Raw genomic sequence first — 17897 nt, 5'->3', positions numbered from 1 at the left:
CTAAGGTGGCAATGCTTTCCAACATCACCACCTGTTGTTTTATTATTGTTTTTTGATTTTCACAGTTTGTTGCAATTGATCCAGTTCTATGGTATATGTTCCGGCAGTGGTTATTTTCCATTTATTATCGGGATTAGCACCTTTCGCACTAAATAGCATTTGCTCTATATCACCCGAAGGTTCTATACCATTTTGATTAGCCAGAAACCAATCGCCATTCCAATCGCTTTGTTTATCACAAGTAAATTTCAATTCTCCGGCATTCAGTGTTCCTGTCCATGTAAACTTATTAGGATCGGCTGTAGCCGTTAATGGAGTAGCATTATCTATACTCCATCCGCTTGGAGTAGCATCACCTACCATATAAATCATTGCATAAGGAGTAAATGGAATTATATCTATTTTCATATCACGGGTATCAAGTTTTATCTTATAAACTCCTCCTGTTATATTCCATTTATAATCATCAGCATTTTCATTTTTAGACCATTTAACCACATTCAAATCTGTTCCTGCACCTTGTCCATCCGATTTGGGACGAAGAAAGACAACACTATCATCGAAATCTGCTTTTGTTCCAATTTTAAATTCTCCTCCGGCAGAAAGATCAGCATTGAAATAGAAAATGAATGGATCTGACATATCTGACGTCATTGGTTTGAAACTCCAACCTGTAGGATTACCGACAAACCATAATTCACTATATTCAGGTGCATCGAGTGTCTCAATATGAATTGTCAGATTAATAATATTTACCGAAATCTTATAAATGCCTGTCGCAGGAATATTAAATTTATCATCCGGATCATCATCCGATTCTCTTAACAGCAACTTAGTTTCATCACTACCCTTGCCATATGAAGGGAGAAACTCTCCTAATGTGGTTATAAACTTCAATTCTCCGGCATTTAATTTCCCTTGCCATACGAAACCTCCGGCAGCCCCCGACACAGTATTCATTTTAGTTGCATCGTCTGCACTCCAACCATTAGGCGCAGCACCGCCTATCAGATAAAGAGTCGAAGAAACAGGTTTGTATCCTGTAATTTTTAGCTTGACTATTTCAGAAATTTGAGGTTGGATATTTTCACTATGCACTGTAGCTGTTACACGAGCTTCCAAATCCACTTCATCGCCGGGATTTACATCAAAGTTCTCAAGAAGTATTTTGTTTAATTCTTCAGTTCTATAGGAAACTGAATTTTTCCCCTGATTTAATTCAACTTGTACACTTTTTGTAAAACCACTCAGACCCAATTCAAATATATAAGTTATGGCGGCATTTGTATTGAAATTTGACCCTGGAGTCCATTCGAAAGTCACAGCGTTACTTTGGGGTGCTGTTATGTCCAAAACAATAACTTCGTCACTGGCAGTCAGTATAAGTGGCTGATACTCTAAATTGGTTTCCGCATAATCATCCGAGCAAGATGAAAGCATAAGCGGTAGCACCAGTGATATTAGTAATAAAATATTATATAGTTTTTTCATTTTAATATCTATTTTCAAATTAATAACCCGGATTTTGCTTAAGATTAGGATTCGAATCTATTTCCTTTTGCGGAATAGGCAATAATAAATGTTTTTTCTGAGCATTTACTTTTCCAATAGAATGAAGAAAATCAAGAGCATATTGTCCATTATCCCATCGTATCAGATCAAACCAGCTATGGCCTTCGAATGCCAGTTCTATGCGACGTTCATGACGGATCTTCTCTCTCATTTGTTCTTGCGTCAAATTTTCCACATCATTTCTGTTTGTTAATCCTGCGCGCTTACGTACATTATACAATGGCTCTTCGGCATCAGTTGTGTTGCCTAATTCGTTCAGAGCTTCAGCTTTCATAAGTAGTATATCAGCATAGCGTAATACAATAATACTTGCCGAATTAGTATTGTAGTCAGGTGAAATAGAAAGCGGTACTAAAAATTTACGCACATTGTATCCAGTAGTTGACATTGAACTCTTATACGGCTTACCATCAAATAATGGCCCTCCCTCATAAAGAATTGTTTTGTCTTTGCGCAAATCTCCCGGTTCATATTGGTCTACGAATTCCTGAGTTGGCTGGTTCCATCCATATCCTCCGCCTACCCAACCAGAATTGCGAGGTCCCATATAGGTGCTTAACCAACAAGCCTGATTCTCATCACTCCAAAAACCAGCTTTTGTCAATCCATAATATTGAATTTCAAATAATGATTCTGGTGTATTTTTATGTTTATCTTCTCCACCAAAACAATCGCTATAGTCGGGATTAAGTACATAACCAAAACTCTCAACCATATTGCACATTTCTATACATTTCTGATATTGCCCTAATGTGAGATAAACTTTAGCTAATATACCTGCGGCTGCACCTTTACTTGCACGTCCGAGGTCTTTGCTGCTATAATTTTCACGGCGAGGAAGTAACTCTATTGCTTCAAGTAAATCCGGAATAATAACTTCATTGTAAATCTTATCCTTGCTTACTCGAACGGGGAAAAGATCGTCTCCCGGCTTAGATGGTGTGAGACTTAAAGGCACATCCCCAAATAATTGTACAAGAGTGAAGTAATAACTTGCCCGAAGAAATTTAGCTTCACCCATACATCGGTTCTTAATCTCTTCTTTTATATTCATTTCTGGTACATTCTTCAATACTGTATTGCAGTAGAGTATACCCGGGTTAGGCCCACGCCATAAGTCGATAGCTGCAAAATTATCGGGCCCGGCAACAAAGTTTGCCAATTGTATTGTTTCTATTCCGTCGTCACCCCCTCCGGCTCCAACTTCACTATTTCCTGCAACAATATCGAGTGCCCATATTCTCATATTATACAATTTTGGGCGTTGCATCGGCTGATAAGCCGCATTAGTCATAGCTATTGCAGATGCTTCATCTTTGATTGTTTCTGCACTTGGATCTTCATAAGGCTCTTTTTCGAGAAAGTCTGAACAAGAGCTCATTATGCAAGCTAATAGAAAAAATCCAGTATATATTATTTTTTTCATGATTGTATTATCTTTTTAGATTTAGAATTTAATATCAACACCAAAACTGATTGTGCGTGTAAGTGGATAGCTACTATTATCAACACCTCCTTGTACTTCAGGATCGAACCCCGAATATTTGGTTAGGGTTAATAAGTTTTGAGCCGACATGTATATCCTTAAGCTACTGAGATATGCTTTCTTTGCCAGAGGAGTAGGCAATTTATAACCTAATGTTAGGTTCTTCAAACGCAAATATTTTCCATCTTCAATAAATCGATCTGAATTTCGTGTATTTTTATTAGGGTCACTATAAATAGCACGAGGTATAGAGTTGCTTGTACCTTCACCAGTCCAGCGATCGAGAACTTTTGTAGTCTGATTTCTAATGGTGTACATTCCTTCAAGAGATACCCTGTTCGCATTATAAATTTTATTTCCGGCAACTCCCTGTAAGAATATCTGTAAATCAAAATTGCGATAAGCAAAATTATTATTCATCGAGAAATTCCATGTAGGAGTAGGATTACCAATGTATGTACGGTCATAATCGTTTACCACACCATTGTTGTCTATATCCAAAAACTTAATATCACCAGGTGCTGTTCCATTAGCCGCATCTGCTCCTTGATACTGGTATGCATAGTTGTTAACCTCATCCCAATTCTGGAATAATCCGTTTGTTACCCATCCATAAAACGAACCAACAGGACGTCCTTCAATATGAGATTGGTAGCCGAAATAGATCGGCGTATTATTATTTAGCTTCACCACCTTATTTTTATTGTATGACACATTGAAGTCTGTATTCCATTCGAATGCTCCTTTCATATTTTGCGAGGAGACAGTCAGTTCCCATCCCGTATTTTTTACTTCTCCTGCATTAATCATTGGTGTATATTCATCCGAATATCCGGTAGTAATAGGAACAACCATACCAACCAACATATCAGTTGTTGTTTTTATATAAGTATCGAATGTGAGGTTGATGCGTTGTTTCAGCAATGTTGCATCGAAACCAATATTTGCTTGTTTTACTGTTTCCCACTTAATATTAGGGTTGGGCATTACTAATGGATATAGTGTAGAAACTGGTGTACCGTTGAATACATATTGTGCTGTTTTCAGACGGGTAACGGCAGCATAATTATCTAACACTGCCTGGTTGCCTGTTACTCCGTATCCCAAGCGTAATTTTATATCACTCAATAGATCATTCTTTTTATAGAAAGATTCTTCCGATAAACGCCATGCAGCAGAGAAAGAAGGAAAAGTACCCCATCGGTTGGACTTCGTTATGCGAGATGTCCCATCGTGGCGAACGGTAGCTGTCAATAAATATTTATTATCGAAAGAATAATTTACACGTCCAAAGAAAGAAAGCAAAGCCCACTCGTTTTTACTACCACCCACTGTCGGGTCTAATAACCCGTTATTCAATTGATTGTAATCATCAGATAAAAATTCTTTAATGCTTGCATTCATATAATTGTATACATTGTTTTGTGCACTTGACCCCAACATAACATTCAGGTTATGTTTTTCATTGAAAGTGTCCATGTATGTAATTGTATTATCCCACAGGTAAGTAAGGCTTTTATTTGAACTTTCACCGCGGTAAGAATTCGGTACAGGAATTGGCTTCCAATCATATTTTGGAGAAAAATTCACATTATCCCAGAATTTGAAATCTATTCCTCCCAACATTTTATAAGTTACTTTGTCAAAAAGAGAAACTTCTCCATAAATATTACCTAATATGTTATAACCTTTCGTTGTACTTTTCTCTAAACGTGCTGTCCCTATCGGATTACGAGCATCTCCGTAGAATTCAGCTTCCGTACCCGGCCCCGAATAGGTTCCGTCTTCGTTAAATATGGGCTGAGTTGGTAAAGAAGACATTGTGTTAAGTACGCTATAAGAACCATTCTTTTTTACATCATGACTTAGTGTAACGTTATTCCCGAATTTCAGCCAAGAACGGACTTTTGATTCACCATTGAATTGGAACGTATAACGGCGATAGGATGTGTTAATAACAATGCCTTCCTGATCCAAGACTCCTCCCGATACATAGTAATTACTCTTATCATTACCCCCGGAGTATGAAGCTGAGTAATTTTGCATCATAGCCGTACGTAATAACGCATCTATCCAGTCTGTCCCTTTTCCCCATGATAATGGGTCTGCAAAGTCAGGACGCTGTCCTCTGCCATTATTAGCCATCATCTCGTTGTGTAATGATGCAAACTGCGATGCATTCAACATCTCAGGCACACTGGTTGCATCTTGTATTCCCCAGTTGGCACTTACTGATATAAGGCCGTCTCCAGATTTACCTTTTTTAGTCGTTATTAACACCACACCATTCGCACCGCGTGAACCATAGATGGCTGTAGCCGAAGCATCTTTTAGTATGTCTATTGTTTCAACATCATTCTGATTGAGAGCATTTAAAGGCATATCAGTTGGTACGCCATCAATAACTAATAGAGGATCAGAATTATTGATAGAACCTAATCCGCGAATCCGAATACTTACATTACTACCTGGTACGCCAGAGTTAATAATTTGTACCCCAGCTGCACGACCTTGGAGTGCTTCGCCGATATTGGAAACTGGCTTATCCTGCATTACTTTGGCTTCTACAGACGATAACGAGCCTGTGAGATCCCTTTTACGTACCACTCCATAGCCTACTACAACGACTTCATCGAGCATCTTTGCTTTTTCTTTTAAGATAATACGAAAATCGGTTCTTCCGGCTACCGAGATTTCTTGAGTCAAGAATCCAAGATAAGAGATTGTTAAAGTAGCATTTTCTTCAACATCCAAGGTAAATGCCCCTTCGATGTCGGTGATTGTACCATTAGTAGTCCCTTTTACCGAAACTGATGCACCTATAATACTTTCTCCTTTTTCATCCAAAACTACTCCCGAAATTGTTTTCCGGTTTTGAGCAGATAATGTAAACGTGAAAGTCAAAGACAACATAAGCAGACATATTCTGCCTAAATAAGCCCATTTCTTTTTTTGATTTTTTTTCATGGTCTGCGTGATTAGAATTTTCTTATTCATTTTTATGGTTAACATTATTCAGCTTATTGTATTTGTGAAGCTAAAAAGAGTATAACCTCTCATATGCAAAAATATGAGGAGGAAGTATTTAAAGAAAATTCACATTGATAAAATATAGAGCCAAATATATTATATATTATTAATATATAGCTGATTAACCGATTTTGATATAGCCAAAAATATAGACGCCGTATGTGTTAGTTTTTCTTAATAACACCTATTTTCATAACCATTGATTCAAATTCTTCGCGGGGGACAGCAGCTTTATTTCGTACTCTGGTACGATAGCTATAAATTGTATTTGCTGAATAGTGCAAGAAGTTAGCAATTTTGGAACTATCTGTTATACCTAATCGAATCAATGCAAATATACGAAGTTCCACATTAAGCAATTCATTAGGTTTTAATACGAACTGTTCTTCTTTTATTAAAAGAGAGTTGAATTCCTCAACAAAATTCGGATACAGATGCAGGAAAATATTGTCAAAGTTCTCGTAGAGTTCTTTCAATTCGTCATCGATCATTTTACTTGATTTCAACATTTTATATAATTCATCAAGTTTCCTTTCGACAGCTTTCTTATTGAGAGAGTTTTGAAAATTTTCCAGTTTATTTATATATGTAGAACATAGATCAAGGAAATGCCCAATATATGCTTCTTTTATTTGGTTTGCATCCGATAATTGATTGTTTACATACGAAAGTTCTTTGTTTACATCGTTAAGTTGGTTGATACTAGATTGTAAATCCTTATTAAGATCGTTTAATTTTACATTAGTATGATAAAGTTCTTTACGTATCCGAGAAACTCTTTTCATCTGCCTATACACATATATTACTGCTATAATAAGGAATACAGATAATATACTGACAAGAATAAGAAACAACTGTAATTCTGATTTTTGTTTATTCACATTTTCCTGATACGCAGAGTCTATAATTGGAAATATTTGTGAAACTTCGTATGTTCTTAAGCGCGCATTACAAAACATGGCATCTTCCATAGACGATTTTATGCAATCGTAGGCCTTTTCTACTTCACCTGTTTCATATAGGATTGAGGCCAATGCCTGCATAGATGCATTTTCCTTGATAGCATTCTTTATATCGCAAATCGCAGATATGGCATAATAATGTTTCTGTAAGTTTATATTTCCTTCTTTTTTGTAAATATTGGCTAGTGCATAAGCGAGAACTGCTTTTTCGTGAGTGTCTGATTTCGTTTGGTCTAAAAGCTTTTGCAATATTTGTTTCGCATCATTTAGACGAGATTCGTCATATAGTTTCTCTGCATATACAATCTTATAATGGCTGGATTCTTTATCCAATACATTCAGTAAAGAATCTCTGTATAGATTACTTTTTTCTAAATAGATCTGAGTATATGGATTATTACTTGAATAGTAGTTGTATAGCTGTTTGTAGCAATCATAGTATTTAATCTGTAGCCAATCGGGAAGGTCTTTAGTTTTTATTGATCCTAATATATCAACAGCTTCAATAAACATACCAGATACAATATATAAGGATACTAAATCTAGTTTAGATTCATTTATCCATGTATTATGATTTTGCTTTTTTGCAATAGCTGTATTCTCTCTGGCATAATAAATTGCAGAATCAGACAAATAAACTTTGTATTCGTTATATAGTTTGAGATTTATATCATAACGCTGATCGTCAGTAATATTAGGCGTTTTAAGCAGTTTTTTTATTTCGGATATTCTCTCCTCCTTCTCTGTTACATAGAGGTCTTTATGTTTAATCAATTCATATAGAGAGTTGAATATAGTATCTTGTGATGTTTTTGGGAAAACATTGCAAGTCGGAAATAATATAATAATGAGAAGGAATAACTTTTTCATACATTACGATTACATATAAACAAAGTTAATAAAAATGAAATATAACACTATCTTATTATAAACTCTAAATAATTAAAAGAGAAAGAAATTTTAATAAAGAAGGAGAAGCTTCAATTAGTAGAGTTAACTGAAAATTCTAATATATAAGTTCTATGAAGAATAAAATGATATTACCTCTTTTATCAAAGCAATAGGAGAAAACACACCTTTTTATATCTATAAATGATCCTAAAAAATAAAGTTGGTCTTTGATTTTCAATTCATTTTCGTACCTTTATTCTCAGTAATTTATATGTAAGAATACGGTCAACCCTAAGCCAAAAGTGGTATTTTGAGAGACAAATGATATTGTTCCTAAATCGTTACTAAAGATTGGATATTATCATATAATTAATTGACTATATACTATTTAGAATAAGAAACAGACGACCCCTCCGGGGTCACTGATAATAGGCCACTTATGCATAGCGTAGGTGGTTTTTTATTACAATTTTGTCTAGTTTAAGATGGGGTTTCGTATCCAAAGTTGAACCAAGAGTGATACTGTTCTTAAAAGTTTTTGATAGGCATACTACCACTATCTACATACAAATATTATCTTTTACAATGAGTTTTCCACAAGACAGATGTCGAAGTCATGAGAAATTTTATTGGTCATTTTGGAAGAGGGTAAAATGTGATAGCGAGAAAGTAAATAGACCACTTGGAGATAGATTCTCATGTCTGTTTTTATAAATAACAATAAATCTTTAGGCTCTTCATGTGAAGAGCCTAAAGATTTATTGGACTATATGTTTGTGATAAAATTCATATAGCAATTCTATATTATCAGAACAAATTATAGGAATAGCTTCAGACAATTTTTCTTCATCCCAATCCCACCATTTGATTTCTAAGAGCATTTTGATCTGCTGTTCAGAAAATCGTGATTTGATAGTTTTCGATGGATTTCCGCCAATAATCGTATAAGGGGCAACGTCTTTAGTGACCACCGACCGACTGCCAATTACGGCACCATCACCGATTTTTACTCCTGACATGATTATTGCCTCGGTTCCAATCCAAACATCATTTCCGACAACGGTATCTCCTGCGTTTTCAAATCCATCAATTGCTTTATTGAAGATTTCCACCTCCGGCATATAAAAAAATGGGAAACTCGATATCCAACTGTGTCGATGCCCTTGATTTCCCGCCATAATAAAACTAACGCCACTTCCAATGGAACAAAATGAACCTATAATCAATTTATCGATATCATTTCTATCTGGCATTAAATAGCGAGCGCAGTCATCAAAAGAGTGTCCATGATAGTAACCTGAATAGTAGGAGTATTTGCCCGCAATAATATTGGGGTTGGTAATGTGGTCTTTGATTATTTTGCCTTTAAAAGGACTTTCAAAAAAATTAATCATTTTAGCAGATCTTAAAAATTTAACAAATAAAATTCTATGGCATTCACTGAGTGCCATGTACGAAACATTTATTTGCTGTATGCTAATCAGATTTCTTCATTGGACAAATATAATGAAAAGTACCTGGATATACCAAGTTTTGATGTATTTATAACTTATTGAACGCCCTCTCTATCTTTTTTGAGTTATTAGACTGTTTAGATTGATAAACCTTTTCCACGAATTTATCAGATTTATACGGACTGCTTTTTTATTGATTTAATTGTCTCAAATCTTCCAAGAAAGAGTCTGAGCGGTGGGGGCACATTTTATTACAAAATAAAGCTTGTAAAGAATTCTTTACAAGCTTTTGTTTTTATGAGTATATGCGTTACCACCAATTATCACTTTCATCCAGGGGCTTTGTTTCAATTTTTCTGTCTTGGATTATCGGGCTTTTTTGCTCTTTATTTGGTGGGTTGTTGAAAGCTCTTGAATCCTTTTGGGGAATTTCTTCTTCTATTTTGGAGAAAGAATCTACAGAGATCGTTGTTCCTTCTTTTTCAAGATAGTTTTTTGCTTCTGCAATCTTTATATTTAATATAGGAACTTCCAGTAGAGGATCTAATACAACTTCACCATTCACAACGCAACCCGCATTTATGACAGCTGCCTTGGCTGTGATTGTACCTTCTATAACCGCTGTCGGGCCAAGTTCTAAACTCTCTGCACAAATGATATTACCTGTTACTTTGCCGTCAATGATGCAACCTGTGGCCGTTACACTACCGGTAATGTGAGCATTAATGTCAACAGTCAGAGTGTCTTCTACATAGAAATTTTTCTCTTGTCCTTCGGTTAGGTATAGTGAGCCTAATACAATTACGTCTCGTCCCAATTCTACGATTCTGGCAGGTTGAGGTTCGATCTCATCAATTTTTCGCTTAAAGAGAAACATTCCTGATCTTTATAATGTAATATTCTATACTATTATTTATTCTCCCGAAAAGTTAGCTACTACAGTAGTGGCATTTCCTATATCTATACCTACAGATGATTTAAATTTGCCATGTCCTACGCGTAACGAGTTAATTGCATAACCTTTACTTGCTAATGTTTCCGGATTATCTAAAACTGTTATTTCTGTGAATTTGCCGAATTCCTCCTTAAAGCAATCGATAAGCTCTTCATAATACATAGCGCCTCCACACATATATATACGGTTGGCTTTAACCAGGTTGGAGTCATTAATGACACTGCGTAAGTTTGGAGATATCACTTCTTGATAATATGTTTGAATAACACTTTTACGTATTTCTCTTAAATCAATATTTTGACGATTCAAGAAAATATATCCACGTTTGAATGCTTCATCAATTTGATGTGTATTTCTAAGCTCCAAATAATATTTGCTCTTCAGTTCATTTATCATCAGATTTACAGCATAACGAATTCCATGCGTACTGATCATTGTTTGCTCAATAATACCTGAATCTGTACTGAGGATAGATTCAAATGTTCCAAACCCACAACTGAATACAAAGAAATTTCCCGAAACCTGAGGTTCTCCTTTACGTATTCCGATTGTACATCCTACAATTTCAGGAATCACTTCAACCTTCTGTACTTCTAATATTACTCTTTTCTTATTCCCCGCATTGTGTGTTGAAATGTCATAATCGAGCATATGAGTGCGTTGGAAAAATTCTATGGCTTTGTCTTTATAAATATAATAAGTAGAATAAGGAAAACCTGTGGTGATTGTTATCGGTTGCTCCACTTGATTTTCTACTAACAACATAGCTGCTTTAGCTAATATCTGATAGTCTATATCATCCGGTGATGAGTTTATTAACTTATGAGGAGATTGACCTTCATTCAGGGCAAGGTCTCCACAGATATACCATTTATTATTATGTTGAATTTTCAAGCCGTGAAGCAAATCCTTCGCTGTTTGTGACAGATTTGTATTATTATTTTCAACTAAGCTGGGAAAAGATTGGATTTCATAAACCATAGCGATAAAATATTAGATTCGTTAATAATTATGGGGATAAATAAACTTTATTTTATGAAAGAAGAGGTTTCATAGCGATGAGTCCTTCGTATGTTGCGCCATGCTCTAATGTGAATATTTGCGCATTAAGTTTGCCCACTATTCTACCCGTACTTTTTATGGAGATAGACTCGGTTACGCATATATTACCTTCGATACGACCGAATACAACTAGATTTTTTGCATGAATATTTCCTCGAACTATACCTGTTGTGCCAATTACAACAGTATGAGCCTGTTTTATATCTCCTACTATAGTCCCTTCCACGCGTATGTGATGCGTTTCTTCTACAGATCCATAGAGCACAAAACTTTTACAGATTATTGTAGGCGTTTGAGAGGAAAGATCAAACGAGTCTTGCCTAAAATCCTCCTTTTTAGCCATAGTCAATTACGTTAACAATATTTATATAGTCACATTTGTACAGAAATCCGGGCAATTCCTTAAAAACGAATTGTTGTTTACAAATATATATGAAAAGTAATATTAATCATTAAGAATTGTATATAAAATTTATTTTCATATGCAATTAATTCTCTTTGAAATGTATAAAGGATATGATTTTGTTGTGGTAAATGATCTGATAATTAACTGTATATGCTTGTTGATTTGTGCCAATTAATATAATAAGGGCTGGAAATAGAGTCTAAAAAACGAAATAAAAACTGCCTGATGTCGAAATAGTACTATTCATTCATCGGAAAAATGAAAGCTTGTTGAGTATCTAAAATATATATTTGGAGTTGTAAGTCGTTGTAATAGAGTCGATGCTGACCGAATAGAAAAAAGCTCATTCTAATTAACTTTTTATCTGATATTTCTTTAATGTTAGATTCAATGTCTTTGAATTTAATTTCTTAAGATATAATTATACTATCACCACCCCTATTTATAATAGTAAGGATATGGAAACCGGTGGTAAGCTTGTAACAATTAAAAATCTAATTCAATCAAAGAAAACACAATCTCCTGTTTATTTATTGAATATAAAACAAAAATATAGTAATTAACCATTAATATCTAAAATATATGGCTGGGAAAAGATTTCAAGGTGAATGGCCTAAAATCGGAATTCGTCCTACTATCGATGGACGCATGGGAGGGGTGCGAGAGTCTCTTGAGAACCAAACAATGAATATGGCAAAAAGTGTGGTAGACTTGTTAACCTCTACTTTACGCTATCCCGACGGGTCGCCTGTTCAGTGTGTTATTGCAGATTCCACAATTGGTCGTGTAGCAGAGAGTGCAGCCTGTGCCGAGAAGTTTCGTAGAGAGGGAGTGGGGGTAACTATTTCTGTTACTCCGTGCTGGTGTTACGGTAGCGAAACGATGGATATGGAGCCGCATACAATCAAAGCTGTTTGGGGATTTAATGGTACGGAACGTCCTGGAGCAGTCTATTTGGCTGCAGTTCTTGCCGGACATGCACAGAAAGGATTACCTGCCTTTGGTATCTATGGACATGATGTTCAGGATGGAGGTACTACCGAAATACCTGGCGATGTAAGACAGAAGTTGTTGCGTTTTGCTAAGGCTGCATTGGCTGTAGCAACTATGCGAGGTAAATCTTATCTTTCCATCGGTTCGGTGTGTATGGGTATTGCCGGTTCGGTAGTTAACACCGATTTTTTTGAAGATTATTTAGGTATGCGTTGCGAGAGTGTAGACGAGGTAGAAATTATTCGCCGCATGACAGAAGGGATATACGATAAAGAAGAATATGAAAAAGCCTTAGCTTGGGCGAAGACCCACTGTAAAGAAGGGCAAGATACGATAAATCGGGACGATTTGAAAAAAGATCGTGCTGCAAATGATAAGGATTGGGAATTCATTGTAAAAATGACATTGATTGTTCGTGATCTGATGATAGGCAATCCTAAACTGAAAGAAATGGGATTTGGAGAAGAGGCCTTAGGGCATAATGCTCTTGCCGCAGGCTTTCAGGGGCAACGCCAATGGACAGATTTCTATCCTAACGGCGATTTTACAGAGGCTATCCTCAATTCCTCTTTCGATTGGACAGGTATTCGCGCACCATATATATTAGCTACAGAAAATGATTCGCTGAATGGTACGGCAATGTTGTTTGGTTATCTTTTGACAAATACCGCTCAGATCTTTGCGGATGTGCGTACTTATTGGAGTCCTGAGGCTGTAGAACGAGTGACAGGGAAAAAGTTAGAAGGTTTAGCTTCGGGTGGTATGATTCATCTAATCAATTCCGGTGCTGCGTCTCTGGATGGGAGTGGTCGCCAAAGCGATGAGGCAGGGAAACCTGTAATGAAACCTTTTTGGGATATTTCACAAGCCGAAGCCAAGTTGTGTTTAGATGCTACTACATGGATGCCTGCTAACCGTGAGTATTTCCGTGGAGGAGGTTTTTCTTCTAAATTTCTTACTCGTGGTGGAATGCCATGTACGATGGTTCGCCTAAACCTCATAAAAGGATTGGGCCCGGTGTTGCAAATAGCCGAAGGGTGGACTGTAGACCTTGATCCGGATGTACACAAAATTTTGGATGAACGTACAGATAAAGGATGGCCTACCACATGGTTTGTTCCTCGCCTGACCGATGATCCTAATTTTAAAGATGTATATTCTGTGATGAACAACTGGGGAGCCAATCATGGTTCTATCAGCAGTGGACATATCGGAGCCGATTTGATAACGTTGGCTTCTATGCTTCGTATCCCTGTTTGTATGCATAATGTATCTTCGGATGATATTTATCGCCCTGCAGCATGGTCTGCTTTCGGGATGGATAAAGAAGGAGCCGATTATCGAGCTTGTCAGGTTTATGGTCCTCTTTATAAATAGTTTTTTGTACCTTCGATAATAAAAACAGTATGATAAACGCGGAATATATAGAACGGTTTATAGAAGCTGCTCATCGTGTAGGACAAGAACGTCTACAGCTTTGTAGCAGTGGTAATTTGTCGTGGAGAGTAAATAAAGATTTAGCTCTGGTTTCGGGTACAGGTTCGTGGTTGCCACGCATTACCAAAGAAAATGTCGCTATTTGTAATATCTCTACCGGTATGCGTGTCGATGGTCCTAAGCCATCGATGGAAAGTGTTTTTCACCTCGGGGTTTTACGTCAGCGTAAAGATATGAATGTGGTGTTGCATTTTCAGTCAGAGTTTGCGACAATTGTATCCTGTATGAAAAATAAGCCGAAAAGCTTTAATGTAGTTGCCGAAGTTCCTTGCTACTGTGGCAAAGAAATTGCAGTTATACCATATTATCGTCCCGGATCGAAGGAGCTGGCCGATGCTGTAACACATGCCCTGACTGATCATGATTGCGTGTTGATGAGTAAACATGGGCAGGCTGTGTGTGGAAAAGACTTTGATGATGCTTTTCAAAAAGCGGTTTTCCTCGAGCTGGCATGCAGCATTATTGTGCGTGCAGGTGAAGGAAATTATGATATCTTGAGCGATGATGAAATTCGCGATTTGGAAGTTTATATTTTAGGAAAAACACAAAAATAACAACATGGCATATTTGGCTCTGGATTTAGGGTCAGGAAGTGGACGGGCTATTGTAGGAACAATAGTGGACGGACGTATTTGCCTAGATGAGATCTACCGCTTTGGAAATGTTCCTGTAAAATTGGGAAGTACATTGTGCTGGGACTTCTTGTCGTTATTCCAAAATGTAAAACAGAGCATTTATTTGGCCGTAAAGAAGGGTTATGATTTACAAGGTCTTGCTGTTGATACATGGGGTGTTGATTTTGGGTTAATAGACAGAGCGGGAAGATTATTGTCCAATCCCGTATGTTATAGGGATAGCCGTACGCAAGGTGTTTCTCAAAAAGCGGAGGCTATCATTTCTAAAAGAGACATGTATGCTATCACAGGTATTCAGCAAATGGAGATCAATACCGTTTTCCAGTTGCTGAGCATGAAAGAGCATAATGCTCAGACACTTGCTATTGGCGACGGTTTATTGTTTATTCCTGATCTGATAAATTTTTATCTTACAGGTAATATGTATAATGAATATACAATAGCCTCCACTTCGCAGCTGGTAAATGCTAAAACAAGAACGTGGGAAAAGTCATTATTCGATAAGTTGAATCTTCCTTTATATCTTTTCAAAAATATTATTGAGCCTTGTTCTCTAGTCGGAAACCTTACCGATGATGTTGCACAAGAAACGAATGCCCCAAATACTAAAGTATTTGCCGTAGGGGCGCATGATACGGCGAGTGCGATTGCTGCTATTCCGTTCGATGGAGAAGAATGGGCTTTTCTTAGTTCGGGAACATGGTCTCTGCTGGGGATACAAACGGACAACCCGATTTTGACGCAAGAGGCTATGGATAACGAATTTACGAACGAAGGTGGGGTTGGAAAGATTCTGTTTATGCGTAATATTTCGGGATTGTGGATACTTCAACAATTAATAGCCGAATGGGAGAAGAGTGATGAAGAATGTTCTTACCAATACCTATTGTCGGAATGTGAAAAGTGTAAACCTTTCGGAAGCCTTATCAATAGCGACGATCCTGATTTTACCATTCCCTCATCTATGAAAGATGCTATACAATCGTATTGCAAGCGGACGGATCAATATATACCTCACACCCAAGGCGAGTTGGTTCGCTGTGTTCTCGAATCACTGGCAGTGAAATATCATTTTGTGATGAAGAAATTGGAACAGTGCTCCGGCAGAAAGATTAAATATCTTTCGGTAGTAGGAGGGGGAAGCCGCAATGAACAGTTAAATCAATTTATTGCAGATGCTCTGAATGTAGAGGTTGTAACCGGGTTAACAGAGGCTACAGCAATCGGAAATATTATTCAGCAAGCAGTAACAGATAAAAAAATAAAAAATATAAGGGAGGGACATCAGATTGTAAAAAACAGCTTTAACTTTAAAACCTATTATCCTCAGAATTCGAGAGAGTGGGAGTTGTTTGCTACTAGAATGGAGCATTTGATAACGTAAAAACAACAAATTTAAGACCAATATGAAGACCAAATCAGAAAAGCTTTTATTTATCGGAAAAGATGGACAAAACTATTTGTTCCCTTTTATTCTGATAACCTCTTTGTTCTTTTTGTGGGGCTTTGCCCATAGTCTGCTGGATGTGTTAAACAAGCACTTTCAAGACTCGCTACATTTATCAAAGGCGCAGTCGGGAGCTGTTCAGGCTTCGGCTTATGGGGCATATTTTCTGATGGCTATTCCTGCGGGATTAATTGCTCGTAAATTTGGTTATAAAAGCGGAGTCGTTGTCGGATTAGCTCTTTTTGCATTGGGGGCTTTCTGGTTTGTTCCTGCCGTAGAGATAAATACTTTTTGGGCTTTTCTTTTAGGACTCTTAATCTTGTTTTGCGGACTTACTTGCCTTGAGACAGTCGCCAATCCGTATACTATTGTTTTAGGTTCGCCCGAAACTTCAGCAAGCCGTATCAATCTGGCTCAAACTTTTAATGCTATCGGTTGGATTTTAGGACCCCTTGTAGGCTCTGTTCTTATATTTAAAAATGAGTCGGATCGGTCGACAATCGAATTATTTGTTGATGCTATTAAAAAAGTTTTTCTTGGTGCTAATGACGCGGTTGCAAATATTGTAGAATCGGTTGGAGATCATACGAGCAATTCTGTTTTGATGTTTCCATACGTAGGATTGGGTTGTGTGGTAGTTCTGGTGTTGGTGTTTTTCTTGTTTGCAAAACTACCTGAAATAAAATCGGATAACCATAAAGATACGTCAATCCTAAATAATAATACCGTAACGCGAGATCTGCCATTGATAAAACAAAGACATTTTGTGTTGGCGGTCGTTGCTCAATTTTTGTATGTAGCAGCGCAGACGGGTATTGGTAGCTTTTTTATAAATTACGCAATAGAAGTAAAAGAGTTGCAACTGACCGAAATACAGGCCGGTTTGTTACTTGGCTTAGGCGGAATGTCGTTATTTGCAGTCGGAAGATTTTCGGGAAGTATGATTATGCAGAAGATGAAGCCGGGATCTCTGCTTGGCTTGTGTGCTGCTATAAATACATTACTGATGTTTTTTGTTATCATGAATCACAATCGGTTTGGAATAATCGCTCTGATTAGCTGTTACTTATTTATGTCTATCATGTTCCCCTCTATTTTTGCGCTGGGTTTAAGAGATTTGGGTGATAAGACAAAAACAGCATCATCCATTTTGGTTCTAACAGTTGTGGGTGGAGCCATCGCTCCATCGTTGATGGGGATATTGGGTGTCGAAAGTATGAATGTCGGATTTATTATACCGCTGATCTGCTTCTTATATATATCGTTTTTTGGATATGTAGGTAGCCGGATAAAAGCTTAAATAGAATAAAACACTCTTTTCGTTTTTATATATTACTTTAATTAAATAAGGGACTATCTTCTATGGAGTAGTCCCTTTCTCATTCGTTTAATATGTTTTTTTTGATGATTTAATCAATCTTTTACTTTATTGCTCTATATATTTTTATCCATCATATTATAAAAAGCAAGTTTCAGCCTCACCCTATATTACTGAGCGAATATGTAA

The 17897-nt window shown here is 36.8% G+C and carries 12 protein-coding genes; 4 read left to right on the top strand and 8 right to left on the bottom strand.

From position 1 onward, the window contains the following. Positions 1-42: 42 nt before the first annotated feature. The 8 genes from BGO84_RS09975 to BGO84_RS09940 all read right to left on the bottom strand — a co-directional run bounded on the left by BGO84_RS09975 (position 43) and on the right by BGO84_RS09940 (position 11755). Complete coding sequence (locus BGO84_RS09975) at positions 43-1491, bottom strand: SusF/SusE family outer membrane protein (protein ID WP_291028998.1); 1449 nt, start codon at positions 1489-1491, stop codon at positions 43-45. Between the two features lie 19 nt (positions 1492-1510). After that, the gene (locus tag BGO84_RS09970; RefSeq protein ID WP_006842149.1) at positions 1511-2998 is read right to left on the bottom strand and encodes a RagB/SusD family nutrient uptake outer membrane protein; all 1488 of its coding nucleotides are present in this window, start codon (positions 2996-2998) and stop codon (positions 1511-1513) included. Between the two features lie 21 nt (positions 2999-3019). Then, on the bottom strand, positions 3020-6025 hold the full coding sequence (locus tag BGO84_RS09965) for a TonB-dependent receptor (protein WP_026177021.1): 3006 nt from the start codon (positions 6023-6025) through the stop codon (positions 3020-3022). Positions 6026-6252: 227 nt separating this feature from the next. Then, the gene (locus tag BGO84_RS09960) at positions 6253-7920 is read right to left on the bottom strand and encodes a DUF6377 domain-containing protein (RefSeq protein ID WP_006842151.1); all 1668 of its coding nucleotides are present in this window, start codon (positions 7918-7920) and stop codon (positions 6253-6255) included. A 779-nt stretch (positions 7921-8699) separates the two neighbouring features. After that, positions 8700-9335, bottom strand: coding sequence for a type B chloramphenicol O-acetyltransferase (gene catB, locus BGO84_RS09955; protein WP_291029009.1), 636 nt, complete (start codon positions 9333-9335; stop codon positions 8700-8702). A gap of 370 nt (positions 9336-9705) precedes the next feature. Beyond that, positions 9706-10272: a polymer-forming cytoskeletal protein gene (locus BGO84_RS09950; RefSeq protein WP_291028997.1), complete on the bottom strand. Its 567-nt coding sequence runs from the start codon at positions 10270-10272 to the stop codon at positions 9706-9708. 36 nt (positions 10273-10308) lie between these two features. After that, positions 10309-11331: a ParM/StbA family protein gene (locus tag BGO84_RS09945; protein ID WP_135103585.1), complete on the bottom strand. Its 1023-nt coding sequence runs from the start codon at positions 11329-11331 to the stop codon at positions 10309-10311. A 52-nt stretch (positions 11332-11383) separates the two neighbouring features. Next, the gene (locus BGO84_RS09940) at positions 11384-11755 is read right to left on the bottom strand and encodes a polymer-forming cytoskeletal protein (protein WP_135103586.1); all 372 of its coding nucleotides are present in this window, start codon (positions 11753-11755) and stop codon (positions 11384-11386) included. 645 nt (positions 11756-12400) lie between these two features. On the opposite strand from BGO84_RS09940, the gene BGO84_RS09935 reads away from it, so the two are divergent. From BGO84_RS09935 to fucP, 4 genes are read left to right on the top strand one after another with little or no spacing between them, the layout of a single operon-like run. Then, a complete protein-coding gene (locus BGO84_RS09935; protein ID WP_291028996.1) occupies positions 12401-14188 on the top strand; it encodes an L-fucose isomerase in 1788 nt (595 codons plus the stop codon). 29 nt (positions 14189-14217) lie between these two features. Beyond that, positions 14218-14862 (top strand): class II aldolase/adducin family protein, encoded by a 645-nt coding sequence (locus tag BGO84_RS09930; protein WP_291028995.1) that lies wholly within the window; start codon positions 14218-14220, stop codon positions 14860-14862. Between the two features lie 4 nt (positions 14863-14866). Next, on the top strand, positions 14867-16327 hold the full coding sequence (locus tag BGO84_RS09925; RefSeq protein ID WP_291028994.1) for a rhamnulokinase family protein: 1461 nt from the start codon (positions 14867-14869) through the stop codon (positions 16325-16327). A gap of 22 nt (positions 16328-16349) precedes the next feature. Continuing rightward, positions 16350-17690 (top strand): L-fucose:H+ symporter permease, encoded by a 1341-nt coding sequence (gene fucP, locus BGO84_RS09920; protein ID WP_291028993.1) that lies wholly within the window; start codon positions 16350-16352, stop codon positions 17688-17690. The last annotated feature ends 207 nt before the right edge of the window (positions 17691-17897 follow it).

It is taken from the genome of Dysgonomonas sp. 37-18, assembly GCF_001899125.1.
GTDB lineage: Bacteria > Bacteroidota > Bacteroidia > Bacteroidales > Dysgonomonadaceae > Dysgonomonas.
The sequence above is the reverse complement of the archived record's forward strand: the minus strand, read 5'-3'. Positions and strand labels throughout refer to the sequence as shown.